Source organism: Brevibacillus sp. LEMMJ03 (assembly GCF_007197875.1).
GTDB classification, from domain to species: Bacteria; Bacillota; Bacilli; order Brevibacillales; family Brevibacillaceae; genus Brevibacillus; species Brevibacillus thermoruber.
Map to the genome: position 1 here is coordinate 275,017 of NZ_VKJN01000002.1, position 22,591 is coordinate 297,607.

Here is a 22,591-nt window from a genome sequence, read left to right on the forward strand (position 1 = left end):
GACCCACCCTTATTTCTCGTAATACACCCAGCGCTTCTGCAGTTTCACCTGGATCAGCGTGAACGCGAACAACATGATGAACAGCACCCAGGCGATCGCCGAGGCATAGCCCATATGGAGGAAGGAAAAGCCTTCGCGATACAGGTACACCATGAGCAGCAGACTGGCGTTGTTGGGGCCGCCGGCCGCCGTGGCGTCCACCGATCCGCCGGTCATCACGTAGATTTGCTCAAACGCCTGAAACGTGGAGATGGTGCTCAGGATGAGGACCAGAAAGGTCGTCCCGGAGATCATCGGCATGGTGATGTGGAAAAACTTCCTGACCGCTCCCGCTCCGTCCATGTCCGCCGCCTCGTACAGCTCCTGCGGAACGTTTTGCAGCCCCGCCAGAAAGATCACCATGATGTAGCCGACGCCCTTCCAGACGGCCACCAGCACCAGGATGGGGATGACCAGCCACTCGTCCTGCAGCCATTTCTGCGGCTCCAGCCCCAGCCGCATGAGGAGGGAGTTCGCCATGCCGAAGCGCGGGTTGAAGATCGCGTCGGCCACGTAGTAGATCACCGTCCAGGAGGAGATGACCGGCAGAAAGTGAGCCAGCCGGATCAGCTTCAGCCCCCTCAGCTTCTGGTTCAGCGCGACCGCCAGAACCAGCGCCAGAAAGGTTTGGGCCGGCACGAACAAGACGGCGAAATAGACGGTGTTCCACAGCGCCTTCCAAAACACCGGGTCGTTGACCAGCTTCTCGTAATTGGCCAGACCCACCCACTGCGGCGGATTCAGGATGTCGTAGTCCGAAAAGCTGAAGTAGAGCGAGGTGAGAAACGTCACCGCCACAAACACGACGAAGTGGACGATGTAAGGGGAGACCATCAACAGCCCCCATCTCCCCTCGCTCTTCTTTTGGGCATGTTTCTTCACCGTTTCCATCGCGACGCGCCCTCACTTTTGGTAAAATGCGTCCAGCACCTGCTGTACGTCCCGATCCGCCTTGGCCAGCGCTTCCTCCACCGGCATCTCGCCCAGAAAGGCGCGGTTGATACTGTCGTTGAACTTGCTCAGCCACTCTTCCCACACCGCGTTGTCGTCCAGCCGGCCGGCGAAGGCGAAGCTGTCCAAAAACGCCTGCTTGTTTTGCGGCGGAGTGCCGGTCTCGAGGAACAGCGGGGAGTTTGCCACCGATTTTTTCACCGGCACGGCTTCGCCCAGACGGGCCCATTCCTTCTGCACCTCGTCGTCCGTCACCCAGTACTTGATCCACTCCCAGGCCGCCTGCGCCTTCGCGTCGCTCGTCTTGCTGTTGATCACCCAGGAATTGGCGATGATCGGGGCGAACCGCTTGCCGTCCGGCCCTTTGGGCAGCAGGGTCACGTCGTAGTTCAGGCCCGCTTCGTTGGCCGCCAGCACCCTGGCGTAAATGCCGATCCGCATCGCCGCCTGCCTGCTGGGGAACGGGGCGACCGGGCTCTTGAAGCTCTTCAGATCGCTGGGATCGGTAAACAGGTTCCGCTTCATCCCGTCCACGATCCACTCCAGCGCCCGCTTGTTTTCCGGCGATTGGATGACCGACTTCTGCATCGTCTCGTCCAGCACGCCGCCGCCGTAGGACTTGAGCACGCTCATCCAGCCCTCGGTGATGCTGAAAAAGGCCAGGCCGAATTGATTGACGGCCTTGCCGTCGAAGGCCGGGTCGCGGGCATTGCGTCCGCTGCTGTCAAGCGTTAGCACTTCCGCCGCTTGTTTCAGATCGTCCCAGGTCCAGTTCTCGTTCGGGTACGGCTGGCCTGCTTTGTCAAACATCTCCTTGTTGTAAAACAGCACCGCGATCTGAACCCCCTGCGGCACTCCCCAGTAGCGTCCGTTGGCGTCCTTGTTGAACTCCAGGCCGTAGTAGTCGTCCGTGTTCAAGTCTTTGCTGACCCAATCGGTCAAGTCCTTGGCAGCCCCCCGCTCGGCAAACTTGGCCACGTAGACGCCGTCGGAGAGCCAGACGTCCGGTGCGCTGCCGGCGGCTATCTGGGTGTCCAGCTTTTGAAAGAACTTGCCGTACGGCGCCGATTCGGTCGTGACTTCGATGCCGGGGTGCTTATCCATGAACCGTTTCACCAGCTCCTGCATTTTCGCGTCCGAACTGCCGGACGAGTAGTAGCCGAGCTTCAATGACACTTTTTCGCCGGTGTTCCCGGCGGCGTCCCGGCTGCCCGAACAGCCGGAGACGAGCAGCGCTCCGCTCAGGCCAACGGCTGCCAGCCACGTGACGATGCGGTGTTTTCGCATGCGAATCCCCCCGTTTTTCTTCTCCGTTTCAAACCGGATGAGCCGGGACTGCCGTCAGGACGGTGGGCCGCTCATCCGCGTCGAAGTCCTTATTTGTTCAAAGGTTAAAAACATTCAGATAAAAATAGCCGTACTTCAACTGTACGCAATCCCCGGATAATGGGTCAATGTCGAAAACCCGTCTGGAATTCCCGCCCGCTCACTCGGCCGAGGCCCGCTCCTGCTCGCCGCGGCAGACCGGGGAGGCGGCAAAGGAGAGGCGGTACACCTGCCGCGGCCTGCCCCGCGACGTGATTTTTTCCACCCCGACGATTTCCACCAGCCCGGCGTCGAGCCACTGCAGCATGATACGGTGGGCGCTGCGGACGGTCACCCCGAGGATCGAAGCCAGCTCCTGCGCGGTGTACTCCGTTTTCCCCAGGCGCGTCACCTGTGCCATCAGCTTGCTCATGTAGGCGGCGGTCATGCCCGCCTTTTCCGCCTTTTGCAGCAGATCCTTGTCGGTGATGGACAGCCCGTACACCATCGGATGAGCCATCTCGACCGGACCGATGACGCTTCTGTCTTCCAGCACGATGAAGCAGATGTCCCCTCCGAACTCTTTGGACTGGCGGAGCGCCAGCCGGGCGTGGGTTCCCGCTTCGTTGGCCGACTTGCCAAAGCCGACGCCGATGCTGAGCGAGACGCCCAGGGCGGTTTTCGCGTCCGTCAAGAGCGGAATCGATTTGTACCCTCTCGTCTCCCGCTCGAAAATCCCCCGGGTGGTGACAAACTGGTACTCTCCCCCGCCCAGGCTGGTCAAATAGCCGTCCAGACAGCCCACGTAATCGAGAAACATCCGGTGAATCTCCAACTTCCGCTTCTGCACGTCGTACTCGGACGTGCTCCGCTCCACCCACTGCGTGTAGCCGTCGATCTGAATCAGTCCGAAGACGATCTGCGACTCCTTGTTGCGCCGCTTCTCCGTCGACAGAAGGGCCCGTTCCAGGGAAACGGTGATGTCCTGGACGGTGGGCGTCACCCACTCGTTGGGGATGCCGAGACCGGTCAGCGCGTCGGACACGGCCTTCACGCCCGTCAGCGCCCCGTCGCTGATCCCCTGTTCAAACGCTTCCCGGTGAAAGCGGATCATCTCCTCCACCTGATAGGAGCCTCCGCCGTAGTAATGCATCGCGGCAAACGGCTCCCCCAGTTCATCCAGCACCTTCTCCACCGCCTGCCGGGCAAGCGTGTCAATCGAGAAACTGCCTCGCCGCCTGTGCGGATTCAGGCGAAACAGCGCGCGGTACAGACCCGTTCCCGTCAGCGGCACGTAGTGGACCGGGACGGAAAAGGCCACGGATTCCTTGGCGATTTTGTACGGATAGTAGCCGGAGAACAAGAGCACCTCCACTTCGTCCATCAGCTCGCGGGCAAAGACGGGCGCGTCCGCGATCTGATCGGAGGCGCGAAATACCGGGATGAAATTGGGAAACGATTTGATCGCCTCCCGGATGCTTTCCACGATCGCGACAGGGCCGATGACCCCGATCTTGATTTTGACCTGCATCGCCACGCCCTCCTCCCTGCGCCTGTCGGGACTTACGACAGCCACTCGTCCAGATGTTTCCGGACAAACGAATCGTCGTTCAGCTCCGGGTACTCCCGGTACACGCGGTCGATTTCCTCCCGCTGGCCGTCCGACAGCTCTTCATCCGGCCGAAGGCACCATCGCCCGGCGAGGAGCCCCTGCCGCCGCAGCACTTCGTGGATGCCGGGGATGCACCCGGCAAACTGATGAGCGGGGTCGAAAAAGGCGGCATTGGCGTCCGTGACGGCGATCCCGCGGGCCAGCAGTTCCGCCGGGATCACCCCGCTCGCCCTCACCCGCTTGATCTCGTCGAGCAGCCGCACCGCCGCATGCGTCCAGACCGCCCAGTGGCCGAGCAGCCCCCCGACGATCCGTTTTTCCACCGGTCTTCCGTCCACCCAAACCCGATAGGTCGTCAGCAGATCGGCGACGATGTTGTCGTCGTTGCCCGTGTACAGGGCGATGTCGTCGCGGCGGCTGGAGCGGCAGACCGCCCGCACCACATCGAGCGTCTGGTACCGGTTGAACGGGGCCAGCTTCACCGCCATGACGCCAGGTATCTCGGCAAACTCCCGCCAAAACGCGCCGCTCAGCTCCCGTCCCCCGACAGCGGGCTGCAGGTAAAAGCCAAACACCGGGATCACCTTGGCGATCTCCTCGGTTCGCCGGAGCAGGTCCGCCTCACTCCAGTTGTGTAGCCCCCCCATGCTGACCAGCCCCAGATCGTAGCCCAGACGCGCCGCCAATTCCGCTTCGTGCAGCGCCTGCGGGGTGGGGCCGCAAATGCCGGCCACCTTGATGAACGAGTCGGTTTTTCCCGCCCGCTCCACCTCCTCGACGGCGAGGCGCAGCACCGGTTCCAGCAGATTGATCTCCCGGTCCCTGATCGCAAACTGGGTCGTGTGGACCCCCACGGCCACTCCACCGGCTCCGGCAGCCAGATAGTATCGCGTCAGTCCGCGCTGCCGCCGTTCGTCCAGCTTGCGGGAGGCGTCGAGAGCGAGCGGGTGGGCGGGAATCACCACTCCGTCGCGCAGGTGTGCGGCAACGGCCGGACGAAGCTCTTGAACCACCTCAAAATTCCCCCTTTCGCTCCTGGAAGCGCGTCGCTTTATTCAATATCTCGCCGCCCGCTTCGATCCACTCCGCCGTCCAGTCGATCATCTGCCTAAGCGAGACCCGCGGGTACCCGAACAGCCGATGGGCTTCGGCCGCATTGCTCAAGAGGGCGGTCTCCTGCTCCTGATTCACGAAGACGGGATCGACCGCAAACCGCTTGGCGAACTGTTCGGCCAGCCAGCGTACGGAAACGGTTTCCGGACCGGTTACGTTCAGGACGCGCGGAGGCGTCTCGCACAGGGCGAGGGAGCGGATGGCCATGTCGTTGGCGTCCCCCTGCCAGATGACGTTGACATGCCCCATGCCCAAATCGATCGGCTGCCGGTCGCGGACGGCTTTCGCCACTTCGAGCAGGACCCCGTACCTCATGTCTATCGCGTAATTCAAGCGAAAATGCAGCATGGGGATGTTGTAGGCAGCGGAAAAGTAGGAAAAAATCCGCTCCCGGCCCAGGCACGACTGCGCGTATTCGCCCACCGGCGACACCGGCGTCTCCTCGGTGGCTCCTCCCCGGTTCAGCGGCATCAGCGGATAGACGTTCCCCGTCGAATAGGAGACGATCCGCGCGTGGCGAAACGCTTCCGCCACCCGCCCCGGCAGGTAGGCATTCATCGCCCAGGTATACGGCTCTCTGCCGGTCGTGCCAAACTTTTGGCCGGCCATGAAGATCACATTTTCCGCCTTGGGCAGCCGCTGAAGCTGTTGGTCGTCCAGCAAATCGGCGGCGATCGTTTCAATCCCGGCCGCTTCCAGCCTGGATCGGAGCGTCCCGGAGGAAAAACGGGAAACGCCGATCACCCGTTGGTTTCCCCCCGCCGCCCTGATCGCGTTTTTCGCCAGCATGGCCAAACTGGGTCCCATCTTGCCGCCGACGCCGAGGATGATCAGGTCCCCGTCCAGTTGGGATACTGCTCGGATTAAATCGACTGAAGGTTCTGTCATTTTTCGTTCCAGCTCTTCCACTGTCTTCATGCGTTCCTCCCGATTTACGTGTTCTTCCCGCGAGAAGCTGCAGCACGACGCTGTAGGTTTATTGTATGAAGGGGGACGTTGAACAGACAAGGACGAAAACGCGTCTGAAAATCGGCGGACAGAGGCCGGAAATTCCCCTACTACTCGGTATTTTTTTGCCATTCCGAATTCGGTCAAATTCGTTGACGAATCAAGCAAATCGGGCTACAGTACCTCTATCCCGCTTAAACGCACAAAAGCACAAAAGCCGTAAAGCCAAAAAGCGGGAACGTGCATGCATCCCACTTTGTATAAGGAGTATGACTATTGATGAACAAATCGTTGTCGTTTGCGCAAAGCGCGTCGGTGCTGATCGCCGTCTTCGCCGTGCTGTTTCCCGCCCTGTTCTGGGGAAAAGCGGAGCCGCACATGCCGCTCCTGGCCGCGACCGTGGCCTCTGCGGTTCTGCTGCGCCTGTACGGAATCACGTGGAGCCAGATGGAGGAAGGTTTGGTGAAAGGGGTGCAGTCAGCCGTCGGGCCGATGCTGCTCCTCGCGCTGATCGGCATCCTGATCGGGGTGTGGATGATGAGCGGGACGATTCCGACCATCCTGTACTACGGGATCGCCACCATCCAGCCGCAGTACTTTACGCTGAGCGCCCTGTTCCTGACGATCGTCGTCTCGACCGTGACCACCAGTTCGTTCACCACGATCAGCACGGTCGGCGTCGCGATGATGGGGGTCTCCGCCGCCCTGGGGCTTGACCCGCTCGTGACGGCGGGCGCCGTCATCTGCGGTGCTTGCTTTGGGGACAAAATGTCGCCGCTGTCCGACACGACCAACATTGCCGCCGGGGTGGCGGGCGTGCCGTTGATGACGCATATCCGCTTCATGACGCGGACTACAGTGCCCGCGTTTGCGATTACCGTGCTCTTCTTTGGCCTGCAGGGACAGACATCCCCTGTCGACCTGCAGGGGATTTCCGCCATCCGGCAGGAGCTGGAGCAGCACTTTACGCTCTCGGCCCTGACGCTGCTGCCGGCGCTGGCCGTGCTCGTCTGCTCCGCCATGCGCATGCCGCTCATGCCGACGCTGATCTTGGGCATTGCCAGCGGGATCGCGACCGCTGCGCTGCTGCAGGGGGCGACCTCGCCGGCCGAATGGCTGAACGTGATGCAAAACGGCTTTCACGCCGAGTTCGCCAACGACACCGTCGCCTCGATCGTCAACCGGGGCGGCCTGATGTCGATGACCTGGTCGCTCTCCCTGATCCTGATCGCGCTCTCCCTGGGCGGTCTGCTGCAGCACGGCGGCGTGTTTGACGGCCTGTTCCGCGCGCTGATGCAGCGGATCAAGCGGGACGGCGACCTGGTCGGGCTGGCCGGAACCTCCTCCATTCTGGTCAACGCCCTGACCGGCGAGCAGTACCTCTCCATCCTGCTGCCCGGCCAGATGTTTCGGGACGCCTTTGCCCGCAGGGGGATGGCGCTCAAGCGTCTCTCCCGCACCCTGGAGGACTGCGGCACGCTGGTCAATCCGCTCATTCCATGGGGGGTGAGCGGCGCGTTTTTCACCACCACCCTGCACGTGTCGACGGTTGACTACCTGCCGTACGCCCTGTACCTGTGGCTGTCGCCGCTGTTTACGTTTCTCTACGCCTGGTTCCGCCGCTGAGCGCTACGCCGTGCCGTACACCGTGGCGCAGTTTTTCCCGTTGTGCTTGGAGCGGTAGAGCGCTTCGTCCGCCGCCCGCTTCAACCCGTCCGCCGTAGCGGCGTGCTCGGGATAACAAGCGATTCCCACGCTGACCGTCACCGGGATGACCCGCCCTTCGTAAACCAGCGGGTGCAGGCGCAGGTACTCCCGGATGGCCCGCACTTTGGCCATCGCTTCGTCCAGCGTCGCTCGCGGGGAAAGCAGCATGAACTCGTCTCCTGCGTAGCGGTAGACGCTGTCTCCTGGAGAGGCGCTCTGCTTCAGAGCCTCGGCGATGCGCCGGATCAGCGCGTCGCCCAGGTGATGGCCGTACTGGTCGTTCACCGCTTTCAGATGGTCGGAGTCGAGCATGACCAGCGCGACGGAGGGCGGCTCGCTCTGCAGGATCTGCTCCAGGTCGCGGTGAAAGGCGCGGTAGTTCAGAATGCCGCTCAGCTCATCCCGAAACGACATCTGGTACATCCGGTCGTACAGTCTGGCGGTCTCGATCGCGCTGGCCACCTGAAAACCGATGATGGCGAGCAGTTCCTCGTGCTCCTTTTTGTAGGCGAACTCGCGGTACGACTGGGCGGAGATCACCCCTTTGATCTGGTTGTCCAGCATCAGCGGCACAAAAATGCAGGCGTTGGTGTCGCTGTCGGGGTTGCCCCACCGCACGGACGCGCCCTCCGTCTCGTCTCCCGACGTCTGCAGATGGACGGTTTGCCGGGTGGCGAGCACTTTGGAAATCAGCCCTTTTCCGTACGGGAGGGTGATCGGTCCGTAGTTGACCCCGTTGTCGATGCTGATCGGAATGCGGATCTCGCTGTCCCCTTCATCGTAAAAGGCGATGAAGAAGGCGTCGGTCGGCATCACCCGGGAGACCAGTTCAAAGGCCTTCCACAGAATCTCTTCTTCCTCGAAGGTCTTGGCGAAGATGTGGCTGAGATCATGGAGAATTTTCAAATGTTCTGACAGCCACAGCAGGTGTGTCACTTTTTCGTTTAGTTTGACAATTTCCTCCAGCAGTTGTTTGTGACCGATGCGTTCCCGCTCCGGCAGCACCCCGGCCAGTTCGCGGGAGAGCGCATCCACTTCCCCGCGGTCCACCTGTTCGATCCGGTGCAGCCACTGGCTGTACCGTTTCAGCAGGTGTTGCGTGTACTCTTCCCTTGTCGATGTTTCTTCTCGCATGTACAACCCTCCAGCACCTTCGGGCGGTTGATTCCGTTGGCATCCTGCAACTGGCTGCGCTTTTCCTATCGTTTTCTCTCGTGATAACGGTCGACGGCGGCGCGAATCGCCTGCAGCACCGCTCCCTGTCCGGGCGCCAGGAAACGCTCCTGTACCTCCTGCACAATCTCCGCCATCCCGTTTGCGACCGATTTGCCCCTCAACAGCGAGGCGAGAAAGTCGCTGGTTTTCTCCATGACAAACGTAAAGCTGGCGTCGCAGATGACTTCGTCTTCCACGTCGATGATGAGCACGCATCCCACCATCGTGGACAATTCGTACAAGGTCGTCCCCTTGGGAATTTGGGCAAAGCCCGCCGTCAGCACGGTCCGCTTGTCCGCCCAGTCCGCCATCCGATTCATCCTCCTCGCTCACCGTCCGTTTCCGTTTTGCAATGGCCGCCGCACGCGGCTTGGCCGGCACCGATGCGGGCTGACGATCCGTCCGGTGCGGGCCAGCGCCGAGGCCATGCAGGCCATCCACGATGGAAAAGAAAGTTCGCCCGATCCGCTCCCTTTTTTGGCGGACGAGAAAACGGCTACCCCTTCACGGCAATAGCCTGTACCGTTTTTTTCTGCTATGTACAACCAATATTACCCTATTCCCTCTGTTGTTTCCATCCCCTGTTCGCGGCATAACGTTCGAAATCGTCTGCAGAACAGACAGAGGAGAAAGAGCCCGCGGATCAGCACGTCGAAAAAGACGGACAGCCGCCGGTCGGGCAAAACCAGCGAAGGCAACGAGCACCACTTCCTTGCGCCTTTCAGGATGTCAACCACGCTGCCCCTCATACGCAAACCGGCCGAAATCATCCAGTCTTTTTCGCCAACTCTCCCGCGTGCCGACGCCTCCCGCAAACGACACGAGGCGCAGGCGATCCGTTTCGCCGGACCCGCCTGCGCCGCTGTCTTTTTCCGCCTATTCCTTCGCCTGATGGATGGCGTTCCGCACTTTGCCGCCGGCCCGGCGCAGCCGCTCCGCCGCTTCCGCCGCCGACAGGCCGGCCAGCTTCATCACAATCGCCACGCGGGCGTCTCCGGCCGCGTCGGCGATCAACTGCTCCGCCTCGGCGTAGCCGACGCCGGCTGCCTGCATGACGATGTGCTTGGCCCGCTCCCGCAGCTTGTGGTTGGTCGCCTGCACGTTGACCATCAGGTTGCCGTACACTTTGCCCAGGTGGACCATGCTGGCCGTCGTCAGCATGTTCAGCACCATCTTGGTGGCGCTCCCCGCCTTCAGCCGCGTCGACCCGGTCACCACTTCCGGGCCGACGACGATGTTGATCGAGACGTCCACGCCCTGGCTGATGTCGGGATCGGGGTTGCAGGAGAGGGAGACGGTGGCCGCCCCCCGCGCCTTGGCTTCCTCCAGCGCGCCGATCACGTACGGCGTCCGCCCGCTGGCGGCTATGCCCACCACCACGTCCCCGGCGCGCACGCCGCACCGCCGGACGTCCTCCTGTCCCAGCTCCGGCGAGTCTTCCGCCCCTTCAATCGCTTCCTTCAGAGCGGCTTCCCCTCCGGCGATGATCCCCTGCACCAACTGCGGATCGGTGCCAAAGGTGGGCGGACACTCCGCCGCATCCAGCACCCCCAGCCGCCCGCTCGTGCCGGCGCCGAAGTAAAAGAGGCGCCCCCCTGTTTCCAGGGCGGCGGCGATCATGTCCACGGCCCGTGCCACTTCGGGCAGGACGCGCTGTACGGCGTGCGCCACCTTTTTGTCCTCCTCGTTCATCAGCGTCACGATTTCCAGGCTGGACATCTGATCCAGCGACTCGCTCGCCTGGTTGCGCATCTCCGTTGTGAGCTCAAACAAGTTCTCCCCCATTGGCTTCCCCCTCTGGATGGAATCGGCACAGATTCTTCCTGACTGCCGCATCGAGCGGCCGGCCCGCCCGCATCAGCGCCGCGGCCAGACAGCCCGTCACCGGCGGCGCGGCCGGCACGACCGCCTCAAACCGGGCCAGCTCCAGCACGGCGCGGCGCAGCATCGTATCGGCCGCCATCAGCCCGCCCGCCAGCACCACGGGCAGCCGCTCCCCCGCCTTGGCCAGACACGTCTCCGCCAGCTCCAGCAGCGAAGCCGCCGCCTGCCGCACCAGCCGTCCGGCCACAGCGTCGCCCGCGGCCGCCGCCCGGTCCACCAGGATGGCCGCCCCGGCCAATTCCCTGCGCGGGTTGGGCGATCCGTACAGCCGGGCGATCAGTTGGTCGGGAGTGTCCACCCCGTAGTGCGACACCAGCATCCCGGTCAGCGCCGTCGCTTCGCCGCGGCCGTCAAACGCCCTGAGCACGGCGGCAACCGCCTGCCGGCCCAGGTCAAAGCCGCTGCCCTCGTCGCCGACCAGATACCCCCAGCCCCCGACGCGATGCCGGCTGCCGTCCGCCGTCAGCGCGCAGGCGATGGAGCCGGTGCCGGCAATCAGCACGATCCCCGGTCCGCCCCAGGTGCCGGAGTAGAGCGCGGCCACCGCGTCGTTGTCGATCTGCAGCCGCTCCCCCCACTCCGCTTGAAACGCGTTGACGATCATCGTCTGTACCTGCGGCCGATCGGCTCCGGCCAATCCGAAAAACAGCCCTTCCACCTCTTGTGCCGCCGCTCCCGCCTGCCTGAGACAGTCGCGGATCAACGCGCGCAGCGTCTTCTCCACCTCCGGCCAGGGGCGCGACAGCGGATTGCTCCCCTCTCCCGCGGCCAGGGCGGCGATCCGCCCGTCCGCGCCGCAGACGGCCGCCGTGGTCTTGCTCCCGCCGCCGTCGATGCCGAGAAACCAGCGCCGCTTTTCACTTGACCGCACCGGCTGTCAGCCCCTCCATGAACTGCCTGGACGCCAGGAGAAACACGCCGATCATTGGCAGGGCGGAGAGCGTCAAGCCGGCAAACAGCAGGCTCCAGTCCGTCTCGTACTCGCCGAACAGCACCATCATCCCCACGGGGATCGTCTTCAGCGTCTCCTCCTGGATGAAGATCAGCGGAAAAAAGAAGTCGTTCCAGGCGCCAATAAAATTGATGATCACCACGGTCCCCAGCGCGGGCCGAATCAGCGGCAGCAGCACCCGCCACAGCACTTGAAAGTGGCTGCAGCCGTCGATTCGGGCCGCCTCCTCCAGCTCCACCGGCAGCGTGCGGAAAAAGCCGGTGAGGATGAACACGGAGATCGGGATGCCGCTCGCCGTGTAAATCACAATCAGCGACCAGAGGGAGTTTAACAGCCCCAGCTTCTTCATCAGCATAAACAGCGGGACAATCCCCAGCTTGATCGGGATCATCAAGCCGATCAGAAAGAAAAAGTACAGCACCCCTGTCCAGCGGAACGAAAACCGGGCCAGGTAAAACGCGGCCATCGCCGAAAAGAGGGCGATCAGCACGACCGACGCGACGCTGACAACGACGCTGTTCCAGAAAAAGTGGGCAAACGGCACCGCCTCCCACAGCTTGCGGTACGTCTCCAGGCTGAACGACCGGGGCAAGGAGAGCGGATCGGAAAAAATCTCCGCATTGGTTTTAAACGACGAGACGATCATCAGCACAATCGGGTAGGTCGCCACCAGCACGAACAGATAGGCGAACACATACTGCAGCGACCGGACGCCCACGCCAGTTTTCACGGGCTGCTCCTCCTTTCCGCTCCGTCAGTGCCGCACTTCCCGTTTCCGCATCAGGTAGAGGGAAAGCGCCGAAACGGATGCGACGATGAAAAAGATGACAATGGCAAGCGCCGAGCCCAGGCCGATGGAGACGTCACCCGCGCCCCCTGCCCCGCTGAACGCCAACCGGTAAAAGTAGACGGCCAGCGTGTCGGTGGAATGAAACGGTTCGCCCATCGACCCCTGCATGGCGTACACCAGTTCAAACGCTTCGAACGCCTGGATGAAGGTAAAGATCGTCATGATCGTGATCGACGGCATACAGAGCGGCAGGATGATCCTCACCAGCATCCGGGGGCCGCTCGCCCCGTCCAGGCGGGCCGCCTCGATCAGCTCCTCGGGAATCGACTGCAGCCCGGCGAGGAAAATCAGCACCGCAAACCCGATGCCAAACCAGCAGTTGACGAGAATGATCGCCAACAGGGCGGTATCCGGGTCTCCCAGCCAGGGCCTGGCCCACTCCGAAAGCCCCAGCTTGTGCAGCAGGGTGTTGAGCGCCCCGTAGTTGGGGTTGAGGATCAGCTTCCACAAAAAGCCGACCACGATGACGGACAGCAGCCGGGGCAGGAAGTACGCCACCTTGAGGAAACCGGCTCCCCTAATCTTGCGGTAGATGATAAAGGCGAGTACAAAGGCGATGCCGTTTTGCACGATCATCTCGACCACAAAGTAGATGACGTTGTGGCCAAACGCGTTCCAGAACATTTCGTGAAACGGCTCCACCCGAAACAGCGTGATGAAGTTTTTCAGGCCGACGTAGGCGCCTCTGGCAATGCCCTCCCACTCGTACAAGCTGTAGGTGAAGGCGGAAACGATCGGATAGACGACAAACAGCGTGTAGATCACGAGAGCCGGAAGGGGAAACAGGTGGACGAGCCACCGCGCCTTTCCCTTTGGACGGGCAGCCTGTGTCTTGGATATGCCCATGTTCACCCACCCCCTGATGGAGACGGCGGAGCGGAAACAAGCACGCTCTCACCCCGCCGCCATTTGCCGGAATTGCTTATTTCTTGAAAGCAGGGAACCATTTTTCCGCCGACTTCTGCACCTCTTGCGCCACCTGTTCCGGCGTCAATTTGCCGAGGTACATGCCCTGCAGGGCGTTCTCCAGGGTCTTCTTCGTCGACGGATTGCCTTCCGCAAAATGAACCACCATCAGATACGGCGTGGCGATGCTCTGCGACATCTCCGCCATCTTGTTGACCAGCGGGTCGTCGGTGCTCACCCCGGGCACGGCGCTGATCCGTTTGAACTCGCCCGCAAACAGCTCGCCGAATTTTTTCGTCGTCATGAACGCCAGAAACTTCAGCGCCTCCTGCTTGTGCTTGGACTTGGCGTTGACCGCGTACGAGCCGTCCACCCAGGTGGTCAGGACGGTGCTGCCGTCATCCGTCGGCATCGGGAAGAAATCGATCGGCAGGTCCGGGTTCATCTTTTTCAGCCCTTCCAGCTCAAAGCTGCCGTTGATGAACATGGCCGCCTTTTCCGTGAAAAACATCGTGCGGATGTCGTTCAGCTCCAGGCCGACGAAATTTTCCGGGAAATAAGGGGCCAGCTCCTGCATCCGCTGAAGCGATTTGACGAACTCGGGGCTGGTGAAGGTACTCTCCCCTTTCAGCAGCTTGTCGACAAACGCGTTGCCGTTGTAGGTTCCCGGCGCGATCACGCCGTGGCTGAGCGAGAGCAGCCAGCCTTCCTTGGCGCCAAACGCGAACGGTACCACGCCTTTTTCCTTCAGCGTTTTGGCTGTGGCGATCAGTTCGTCCCAGCTCTTCGGCTCCTTCAGGCCGTACTGGTCGAAGATCTTTTTGTTGTAGTAAATCTGCGTCGAGTTGAGCGAGAGCGGGACGCCGTACACCTTGCCGTCCTTGCCGGTGGCAGCCGCCAGGACGTCCTGGGGAAACTCGCGAATGCCGGGCAGATTGTCAAGCGGCTCCAAATGACCCGCCTCCGCCAGCGAAACGCCGGGCGCGTAGGGCCGTAGCTGCAGGATGTCGGGGCCGCTGTCGCTCTGCAGGGCCGTGTTCAGGATCGTGTCGTACTCCGTGGCCTTGAGCGGCTTGAAGTCAATCTTGATGCCGGGGTTCTCCGCTTCAAACGCCTGGATGATCTTCTTGTACCCCTCCGTGTCCTCGACGCGCCAACTGTTCATGGTGAGCGTCACCTGCCCGGAGCCGCCCTGTCCCCCCTGCTCGCCCGACGGTTTGGCCATCTCTGCTCCGCCGCTGCATCCGGCCAGGGCCATCGCGGCGGCCAGCACGACCGAAGCGGCTGTGTGCAAACAGTTCCTCTTCATGGACCAACTTCCCCCTTTTCGTACACCTGTTTTGACTGCAATTTATGTCAGGTCCGGCAATAGCCGGGCCGTGACGGCGTCGTGCAGGACCGGCCGCAAGCGCCTGAGCGCGTGATCGCGGCCGAGATGGACGGCATTGGTGAGGAAAATGACGGCCCAGCCGCGCTCCGGATCGATCCACATGCTGGTCCCGGTAAAACCGGTGTGGCCGAAGCTGTTCCGGCTGAATCCGCCGCCGCAGCTCAGCCCCTCGCCGGCGCTGTTCATCTCCCAGCCCAGGCCTCTCGCCCCTCCCCTGCCCTCCGTGCGGCAGCGTACGGCCCGCTCTCTCCATTCGGGGGCGATCGGCGACGGTTCTCCGCCCAGCCACATCGCGGCGTAGCGGCACAAGTCATCGGCGGTGGCGAACAAGCCGGCATGGCCGGCGACCCCTCCCATCGCGTACGCTTTTTCGTCGTGCACCTCACCGGTGAGGAAGCGGTTGGTCAAACGGCAAAACTCTGTAGACGCAATATTCCGAAAAATAAGCCGATCCGGACGGAAGCAGGTGTGCCGCATGCCCAGCGGGTCAAACACGCGCCGCTTGACATAGCGGTCCAGCGGCTCGCCGGTCAGCTTCTCCACAAGCAGCCCCAGCCAGATCATCCCCAGGTCGCTGTACACCACACGTTCGCCGGGCGGATGCAGGAGCGGCCGCCCGTACAAAAGCTCCGGCAGCCGGATGTGCCCGTCCCTGCGCCGTTCCGCCGCGTCGGCAGCCAATCCCGCCGTATGCGTAAGGAGCTGCTCGACAGTGATGCTCCGCTTGTCGGCCGGACAGTCGGGAAAGAAGCGGCCTGCGGAATCGTCCAGGGCGAGCCGCCCCTCCTGCATCAGCAGCAGGACGGCGGGCAGGGTGGCGGTCACTTTTGTCAGCGAAGCGAGGTCGAACAGCGTATCCGGCGTCACCGGCTGTCCGTCCGGCAGGCTGGTCCGGCCCGCGTCACAGGCGAAGAGGAGGCCGTCCCTGTTTACGACCCGCAAGGCCGCCCCCGGAATCAACCCCTGCTCCACCCAATCCGCAAGCAGACGCTTGACGCTCTCCATCTCCGCTTCCCCCTCTACGACCGCTTGGTCCGGCTCACGGCCAGGCGCGTTTTTTCCAGCAGCGGGATCACTTCCTGCTGCCTTCTGGAGACCATGGCGATAAACAAAATGTCGATGACGTTCAACTGGGCGATCCGGGACGCCATCGCGCCGCTGCGGATGCTTTTTTCGACCGAACTGGTAAACAGCCGGATGTCGGCCAAATCGGCGACGGGAGACGGCCCGAACTTGGTCAGGGTGATGATGGCGGCCCCCTGCTGTTTCGCCTCCGTCAGCGACTGGATGATGTCTTCCGTCTGCCCCGAGTAGGAGATGCCAATCGCCACGTCCTGCTCCGTCAGGTTAACGGCCGACGTGAGCTGGGCGTGAAAGTCGGAATACGCTTCACACCAGAGGTTGATGCGGGAAAACTTTTGCTTGATGTCCTCCGCAATCACGGCGGAGGCGCCTACGCCGTACACGTCGATCTTGCGGGCCCGGGACAGCGCCTCGGCCGCCCGTGCCACCTCTTCGCTGGAGAGAACGGAGAGCGTGTCCTTGATCGACTGGATGTTGTTCCAACTGATCGCCTGCATGATCGAGTCCACGCTGCCCTCCATCATGATCTCCTGGTAGCTGCCCGCCACCGACTGCTTGTTCAGATCCCCGGCGATTCTCAGCTTCAACTCCTGGTATCCCTTCATGTTCAGCGTCCGCGCCAGGCGGATAATCGTCGCTTCCGAAACGCCGCTCAACTCCGCCAGCTTCTGGACCGACAGCTTGACCACTTCCTGCGGATGGGCCAAAATGAAATCGGCCACCTTTCGCTCGGACGGCTTCAACTCTTCCAATATCGCTTGCAGACTGACAAGACCTCCGCTCAGCATCCCGACACCACTTTCTACCAAATCTTCCCTTTATTTTATGAAATTTTATTTCTAACGTCAATCACCAGTTATTAAACAATATTACAACGGCAGCAAAAAAATGTCTGGCGTCTTTTCTGGTCCCAAACACCACCGTTTAGGCAGGATTACACATCTTTGATCAAGCTGGGTCTTTCTTGGTATATTTTGGTATAATGAAACTGCGTTTGGAGAGGAGGAAAAGCCTTTGCATGGCATGGATGATGATGCTGCACATGAGATCAAAAAAGTGAAAAGAAAGGTAGGAATCTTCTTATCGGTTATCGGTTTGTTTATACTAAGCCTGATCGGATACGGCATCCATTGGGCTTTCTTTGACATGGAACGCCTGCCGAAAGGAACGGTGCTTGCGGAACAGGTATCCCCTGACGGCACGTATACCGTACGTGCATACTTGTCCGATATGGGGGCGACGAGATTGGAGAACAAACGGGATCACAGCCGATGAAAAGGTTGGATGCAAGGAGGCAAGTGTATACGCGCCCGATTCTAATCGTCAGTCGTAATTTATCGAGCAAAGTAACGATTGTGGAGGCATGCCTGTGAATAAAATTTGGAAAAGATTTGCTGCTGCTATTCTGTAATGTCATGATTGCCATTGCGATGGGGATTTTTGCGTATGAAATGTATCGCGAGACAAAATTGGTTCAGAGCGTTATTTTTGCTGCGATCAGTATCGTCATATTCACTTTTGTCATCGTTTCATTTGTGTACAAACGTAAATTGCAAGATAAAGAACAAGAAGACGTTCATAAAAGTTGAACGTCTTTTCATTTTTTGAATGATCCACAATGGATGGCAACACAGCCACTGCCTAAAACGATACGACTCGTTCCCTGCCTCTTGACCTTTCCGCAGCGGCAGCCCTTACGCTGGAAGCGACACCATCATCACCATCATCACCATCATAGTGGAGGGGAATCCAGATGAACACGACACTGCTCAAAGGGTGCACGATCCTGACGATGCGGGAGGGAGATCAGCCGTTTGCGGGGGACATTCTGATCGAGGGCGAGCGGATCGCCGGCGTCGCCCCCGTCATCGACCGGGAGGCGGACGAGGTGATCGACGCCAGGGGGATGGCGGCGATGCCCGGCCTGATCAACGCCCACAACCACGCCGCCATGTCCCTGCTGCGCGGCTTTTCCGACGACCTGAAGCTGATGGACTGGCTGGAGAAAAAGATGCTCCCCGCCGAAGCGCGGATGACCGAAGAGGACATCTACTGGGGCACGCTGCTCGCCGCGGCGGAAATGATCCGCTCCGGCACGACCGCGTTTGCCGACATGTACGTCTGCATGGACGCGGTGGGACAGGCGGTGCTGGACAGCGGGATGCGGGCCTCGCTCACCCGGGGGCTGGTCTTTCTCCAGGATGACGGCGGCAGGCGGATGCTGGAAGGGATCGACCTGGTGGAAAAGTGGTCAGGCGCGGGCGGCGGGCGCATCACCACGATGTTTGGCCCGCACGCCCCCTATACCTGCCCGCCCGAGCCGCTGCGGGAGGTAATCGCGCTGGCCCGGGAGCGGCGCGTTCCCATTCACATCCACCTGGCCGAAACCGTCGAGGAGACGGTCAAAATCCGCGACAAGTACGGACAGACCCCGACCGAATACCTGTACCAGCTCGGCCTGTTCGAACACCATCACGTCCTCTTGGCCCACGCCGTTCACCTGACGCGCCGGGACATCGGCTTCCTGCGCGGGATGCGCGGCGGTGTCGCCCACAATCCCGTCAGCAACCTGAAGCTGGGCTGCGGCATCGCGCCGGTGGCGGAGATGCTCGCGCAGGGCGTCACCGTCGGCCTGGGCACGGACGGCGCCGGCAGCGCCACCACGCTGGACATGTTTGCGGAAATCAAGGCGGCCACCTGGCTGCAGAAGCTGGATCACGGCGACCCGACCCGGCTGCCGGCGGAGCAGGCGCTGCGCATGGCGACGATCGAAAGCGCCAAACTGCTGGGCATCGACCACGAGGTGGGGACGCTGGAAGAGGGCAAAAAGGCGGACCTCATTCTGATCGACCTCGACAAGCCCCACCTGCAGCCCGTCCACAACATCGCCTCGCTGATCGCCTACAGCGCCGAGGGAGGGGACGTCGACACCGTGTTCGTCAACGGCCGCATGCTGATGCGCCGGCGTGAACTGCTGACCCTCTCCTGGGAAGACGTAAAGAGAGAGGCGGCAAAGCGGGCGGCGAGACTGGTTCAGGGGTTGTGACGGAACACGCGGTCGCGGAAAAAAACAAGCCGTGCTCCCCATGGGAAACACGGCTTGTTCTTTCTTCCGCTCCTTCGGCCCGGAGCGGGTGCCGGCGAACCCGCTGCGATTGTGTGCGCAGGGGCATCAGTCATGTTCCTGTTCGTTCTCATCCGGATTGTTCTTTTCCTTGCCGCCAGCCGGGAGGCGGCCGGCTCGTCTGGCGGATTCCCGAAGCAGGAATTCAATGTGGGCATTGACGCTTCGGAATTCATCGGCCGCCCACCGTTCCAGCACCTCGTACAAATTCATGTCAATTCGCAAGGGAAACTGCTTCTTTTTGGCCATATCCCTGTACCAGCATCTGCTCTTAATAGATCGAGCCCGTATTGATAACCGGATGAGCTTCCCGTTCGGATACAATGGCCACCATCAGGTTGTTGACCATGGCCGCCTTTCGCTCGTCGTCCAGCTCGATCACGCCGTCTTCCTTGAGCTTGTTGACGGCCATCTGAACCATGCCGACAGCCCCTTCCACGATCTTCTTCCGGGCGGCAATGATCGCGGCCGCCTGCTGGCGCTGCAGCATCGCTCCCGCAATCTCCGTCGCATAGGCCAGATGTGTCAGGCGCGCCTCCAACACCTCGACGCCGGCAACAAGCAGCCGCTGCTGCAGTTCACGGGCCAGCTCCGAAGCGACTTCATCCGCATTGCCGCGCAGCGAGCTGGCATTCATGTCTTCAAATGTATCGTAGGGATATTTGCTGGCAATGTGTCTGAGTGCCGTTTCGCTTTGAATTTCCACAAACTTCTCGTAATTGTCTACGTCAAACAAGGCTTTGGCGGAATCGACCACGCGAAACACGACGACAGCCGCGATCTCAATCGGATTTCCTTCCACATCGTTGACCTTCAGCTTTGCGCTGTTGAAATTGCGAACGCGCAGCGACACCTTTTTTCGGATCGTAAACGGCGTTCCCCACCAGAAGCCGCTCCTGCGTACGCTGCCCAGGTATTGGCCGAAGAAGATCAGCACCTTTGCTTCATTGGGATGAACGATGAAGAACCCCGTGATTCCCGCAGCGAAAAGCAGCAGAAAGAGGATGCCGATCAAACTGCCCTCGCTGAGGAAATACAGTCCCAATCCAAAAAGCACCGCAACCAGCAGCAAACCGAAAAATCCATTCAGCGCCCACGTCTGTTTTTCCGTCATTTCCGCACGCCCCTTCCTTCTTTAAAATTATTTTAAAGTGATATCATCATTATATCATTCAGATATGTACGGAGTAAAGGAACGCACGTCATGAAGATATCGCCAAATTTGCCGCCGCCTTCCGCGTCAAGCTGATTGAGAGACTGCCTGGCCTGGTGGCCCCCCGCATCGCGGTGAATGATTTCCACTCCCTCCAACGTCTCCCCGGCAAACACAAAAAGCCGCCCTCCCGGTTTGAAAGGGAGGAACGGCTGTGTCTGCCTGTTTGACTGCCCATGCTTGTCGTACAGTTCGCACTGCACGCTGCTTGTTTTTTCGCAAACCTTTTACAGACGGATGACTTCTCCCGGCTTCAGCGCTTGTCCATCGATCCGTTTCTCCTTCAGACGGGCAGCGAACGCCTCTCCGTCCTGTTGGATCGGCGGGAACGTGTTGTAGTGAATCGGCACGACGAACTTGGCCTTGAGCCACTCGGCGGCCGTTTCCGCGTCTTCCGGTCCCATCGTGAAGACATCCCCGATCGGCAGGAAGGCAACATCGATGTCGTGGCGCTCCCCGAGCAGTTTCATGTCGCCGAACAGGCCGGTATCTCCGGCGTGGTACACGGTTTTGCCGCCCATATTCACGATGAACCCGCCGGGCATGCCCAGGTAGACGATCCGCTTCTCCTCGTCGTACACCATGCCGGAGCTGTGGAACGCCTGCGTCATTTTCACGCGGCCAAACGGAAACGCTGCCGACCCGCCCAGGTTGAGCGCCGTCGTCTTCGCTCCCTGCCAGGCCAGGTAGTTGGCCAGTTCAAACGTGGCGATAATGGTCGCATCGTTCTGCTTGGCCAGTTCCACGGCGTCGAGAATGTGATCCTGGTGGCCGTGCGTCAGCAGGATGTACTGCACGCGGATGTCGGACAGCTTGGTCGCCGCCAGCGGGTTGCCGGAGATGAACGGGTCCACGATGATCGAATGCTCCCCGCTCGTCAACTGTACGCAGGAGTGGCCGTGATACCGGATTTCCAACATGTGATCTCCCTTCCTTCCCTCTACAATGATCGTGCTTTCCCTCTGATCATAGAAGGGAATGAAATTCATGTCAAATCGCTTTCCCGTCATCCGGAGGCTTTGATTTCGGCGCACACGTTTTCTTTCACATCCCGGTCCGGCTCGGGCAGTATCAGATTGACAGCGGATGCCGCGACCAGCAAAACGATGGAGGCGACAAACGACAAGGCATATCCGCCCGTGTGATGATGCAAGAGGCCCGGTACATACGCCCCCAGAGCCGATCCGACCTGATGGCTGAAGAACAGCCAGCCGAGGATCTGACCGACAGAGTGTCCGCGGAAGTACTGCGTGATCAGCATCTGGGTGGGAGCAACCGTCGCAAAATCCACCAGGCCGAACAGTGCCGCGAACAGGAGCAGCAATACCGGTTCATGGCTGTACAGCAGAATCACGAGCGAAACGGCGCGGGCCGCATACAGGAAGGCCAGCAGTTTTCTGCTGCTCCACCGGTCCGCGATCATTCCGGAGAGCAGAATCCCCGCAATGTTGAACCCGGCCAACAGGCTGACGGCGGCCCCGGTCACTTCCGTGGAGAAGCCGTGATCGTGGGCAAACGGGATCAAATGGGTATCCATCAGCCCCGTCGTCGTCATGCCGCAGACGAAAAACGGCAGCAGCACGAACCAAAACGTCCGGTCCCGGAACACGTTCTGCACACGGACGCCGTTTTCTTTTTCCACCGATTCGAAGGCTGTATCTGCCGCAACGGTTCCACTGTTTTCCCCAGGTTCCCCGCCAAGCGGCAGCATTCCCATGTCGGAAGGGCGGTCCCGCAGCAAAAGCACAATCACCGGCAGCACGACGAGGACGAGGAACAGTCCCAGCAGGATGACGGTCCATTTCCAACCGAACCATTCGATGAAAAACAGCGAAAACGGGACCAAGAGCATCTGCCCCGCCCCCACTCCCGCTTCCATCATGCCGAAGGCCACTCCCCTTTTGTGCCGAAACCAGTTGGCAACGACGACAGAGGTAGCCACATTGGACACTCCTCCCACTCCGATGGACGCCAGCACGCCGTACAGGAGAAACAACTGCCAGGGGGACGTGACAAGAGACGTCAACAGCATGCTGACACCGATGAGAAAGGCGCTGAACGCCAGAACGGCGCGTGCGCCAAACCGGTCGACCAGATTGCCGACGATCGGCTGGGATATGCCGTATACCAGAAAGCTGACCATCGAAATGAGGGAGACCGTTCCTCTGTCCAGCGCAAACTCCGCTTCCCAGGGCGTGATGAAGGCCCCGAATGAAAGCCGTGCCCCCTGTACGGCCAAGAGGGCAAAAAACGTGGAAAACAAAATGATCCAGGCATAGTGAAATCTGCGATTCATACG

21 protein-coding genes are annotated in these 22,591 nt (G+C 60.9%); 3 read left to right on the plus strand and 18 right to left on the minus strand.

The features are described 5' to 3' along the window. Positions 1 to 9: 9 nt before the first annotated feature. The 5 genes from FOI68_RS03935 to FOI68_RS03955 form a co-directional block, all read right to left on the minus strand. Entirely contained in the window at positions 10 to 930 is a 921-nt protein-coding gene (locus tag FOI68_RS03935; RefSeq protein ID WP_185973862.1) for a carbohydrate ABC transporter permease, read from the minus strand. A 12-nt stretch (positions 931 to 942) separates the two neighbouring features. Next, positions 943 to 2,277: an ABC transporter substrate-binding protein gene (locus FOI68_RS03940; protein ID WP_143862381.1), complete on the minus strand. Its 1,335-nt coding sequence runs from the start codon at positions 2,275 to 2,277 to the stop codon at positions 943 to 945. 199 nt (positions 2,278 to 2,476) lie between these two features. Continuing rightward, on the minus strand, positions 2,477 to 3,826 hold the full coding sequence (locus tag FOI68_RS03945; protein WP_035300660.1) for a helix-turn-helix domain-containing protein: 1,350 nt from the start codon (positions 3,824 to 3,826) through the stop codon (positions 2,477 to 2,479). 32 nt (positions 3,827 to 3,858) lie between these two features. Then, positions 3,859 to 4,920 (minus strand): dihydrodipicolinate synthase family protein, encoded by a 1,062-nt coding sequence (locus FOI68_RS03950; protein ID WP_029097766.1) that lies wholly within the window; start codon positions 4,918 to 4,920, stop codon positions 3,859 to 3,861. Position 4,921: 1 nt separating this feature from the next. After that, complete coding sequence (locus FOI68_RS03955; RefSeq protein WP_035300662.1) at positions 4,922 to 5,938, minus strand: NAD-dependent epimerase/dehydratase family protein; 1,017 nt, start codon at positions 5,936 to 5,938, stop codon at positions 4,922 to 4,924. Between the two features lie 309 nt (positions 5,939 to 6,247). Between FOI68_RS03955 and nhaC the strand changes: the two genes are divergently transcribed. Further along, on the plus strand, positions 6,248 to 7,594 hold the full coding sequence (gene nhaC, locus FOI68_RS03960; RefSeq protein ID WP_143862382.1) for a Na+/H+ antiporter NhaC: 1,347 nt from the start codon (positions 6,248 to 6,250) through the stop codon (positions 7,592 to 7,594). A gap of 3 nt (positions 7,595 to 7,597) precedes the next feature. Here the strand turns inward: nhaC and FOI68_RS03965 are convergent, their stop codons facing one another. From FOI68_RS03965 to FOI68_RS04005, 9 genes are all read right to left on the minus strand, one after another. After that, positions 7,598 to 8,809, minus strand: a complete 1,212-nt coding sequence (locus FOI68_RS03965) for a sensor domain-containing diguanylate cyclase (RefSeq protein WP_029097769.1) — start codon at positions 8,807 to 8,809, stop codon at positions 7,598 to 7,600. Positions 8,810 to 8,874: 65 nt separating this feature from the next. Beyond that, positions 8,875 to 9,201 carry a DUF3870 domain-containing protein gene (locus FOI68_RS03970; RefSeq protein ID WP_029097770.1) on the minus strand — a complete coding sequence of 109 codons (327 nt, stop codon included), beginning with the start codon at positions 9,199 to 9,201 and terminating at the stop codon, positions 8,875 to 8,877. Between the two features lie 565 nt (positions 9,202 to 9,766). After that, the gene (gene murQ, locus FOI68_RS03975) at positions 9,767 to 10,675 is read right to left on the minus strand and encodes an N-acetylmuramic acid 6-phosphate etherase (protein ID WP_035300664.1); all 909 of its coding nucleotides are present in this window, start codon (positions 10,673 to 10,675) and stop codon (positions 9,767 to 9,769) included. Further along, positions 10,656 to 11,645, minus strand: a complete 990-nt coding sequence (locus tag FOI68_RS03980; protein ID WP_143862383.1) for an N-acetylglucosamine kinase — start codon at positions 11,643 to 11,645, stop codon at positions 10,656 to 10,658. The genes murQ and FOI68_RS03980 overlap by 20 nt, the downstream gene beginning before the upstream one ends. Beyond that, positions 11,632 to 12,456, minus strand: coding sequence for a carbohydrate ABC transporter permease (locus FOI68_RS03985; protein WP_029097773.1), 825 nt, complete (start codon positions 12,454 to 12,456; stop codon positions 11,632 to 11,634). The genes FOI68_RS03980 and FOI68_RS03985 overlap by 14 nt, the downstream gene beginning before the upstream one ends. A gap of 24 nt (positions 12,457 to 12,480) precedes the next feature. Then, positions 12,481 to 13,422, minus strand: a complete 942-nt coding sequence (locus FOI68_RS03990) for a carbohydrate ABC transporter permease (protein ID WP_143862384.1) — start codon at positions 13,420 to 13,422, stop codon at positions 12,481 to 12,483. A 76-nt stretch (positions 13,423 to 13,498) separates the two neighbouring features. After that, on the minus strand, positions 13,499 to 14,791 hold the full coding sequence (locus FOI68_RS03995) for an ABC transporter substrate-binding protein (protein WP_143862385.1): 1,293 nt from the start codon (positions 14,789 to 14,791) through the stop codon (positions 13,499 to 13,501). A 42-nt stretch (positions 14,792 to 14,833) separates the two neighbouring features. Beyond that, complete coding sequence (locus FOI68_RS04000; protein ID WP_143862386.1) at positions 14,834 to 15,877, minus strand: serine hydrolase domain-containing protein; 1,044 nt, start codon at positions 15,875 to 15,877, stop codon at positions 14,834 to 14,836. Between the two features lie 14 nt (positions 15,878 to 15,891). Continuing rightward, complete coding sequence (locus FOI68_RS04005) at positions 15,892 to 16,743, minus strand: MurR/RpiR family transcriptional regulator (RefSeq protein ID WP_143862387.1); 852 nt, start codon at positions 16,741 to 16,743, stop codon at positions 15,892 to 15,894. A gap of 235 nt (positions 16,744 to 16,978) precedes the next feature. On the opposite strand from FOI68_RS04005, the gene FOI68_RS04010 reads away from it, so the two are divergent. Both FOI68_RS04010 and FOI68_RS04020 read left to right on the plus strand, forming a co-directional pair. Further along, a complete protein-coding gene (locus FOI68_RS04010) occupies positions 16,979 to 17,230 on the plus strand; it encodes a DUF5412 family protein (protein WP_185973869.1) in 252 nt (83 codons plus the stop codon). A 478-nt stretch (positions 17,231 to 17,708) separates the two neighbouring features. After that, a complete protein-coding gene (locus tag FOI68_RS04020) occupies positions 17,709 to 19,001 on the plus strand; it encodes an amidohydrolase (RefSeq protein WP_143862390.1) in 1,293 nt (430 codons plus the stop codon). Between the two features lie 126 nt (positions 19,002 to 19,127). On the opposite strand, the gene FOI68_RS04025 is transcribed toward FOI68_RS04020, so the two are convergent. The 4 genes from FOI68_RS04025 to FOI68_RS04040 form a co-directional block, all read right to left on the minus strand. Next, positions 19,128 to 19,328 (minus strand): type II toxin-antitoxin system antitoxin, encoded by a 201-nt coding sequence (locus FOI68_RS04025; RefSeq protein WP_035300678.1) that lies wholly within the window; start codon positions 19,326 to 19,328, stop codon positions 19,128 to 19,130. 22 nt (positions 19,329 to 19,350) lie between these two features. Beyond that, positions 19,351 to 20,193: an SPFH domain-containing protein gene (locus tag FOI68_RS04030; protein WP_029097785.1), complete on the minus strand. Its 843-nt coding sequence runs from the start codon at positions 20,191 to 20,193 to the stop codon at positions 19,351 to 19,353. 326 nt (positions 20,194 to 20,519) lie between these two features. Further along, on the minus strand, positions 20,520 to 21,212 hold the full coding sequence (locus FOI68_RS04035; protein ID WP_035288601.1) for a metal-dependent hydrolase: 693 nt from the start codon (positions 21,210 to 21,212) through the stop codon (positions 20,520 to 20,522). Positions 21,213 to 21,298: 86 nt separating this feature from the next. Then, positions 21,299 to 22,588: an MFS transporter gene (locus FOI68_RS04040; RefSeq protein ID WP_143862391.1), complete on the minus strand. Its 1,290-nt coding sequence runs from the start codon at positions 22,586 to 22,588 to the stop codon at positions 21,299 to 21,301. Positions 22,589 to 22,591 lie beyond the last annotated feature (3 nt).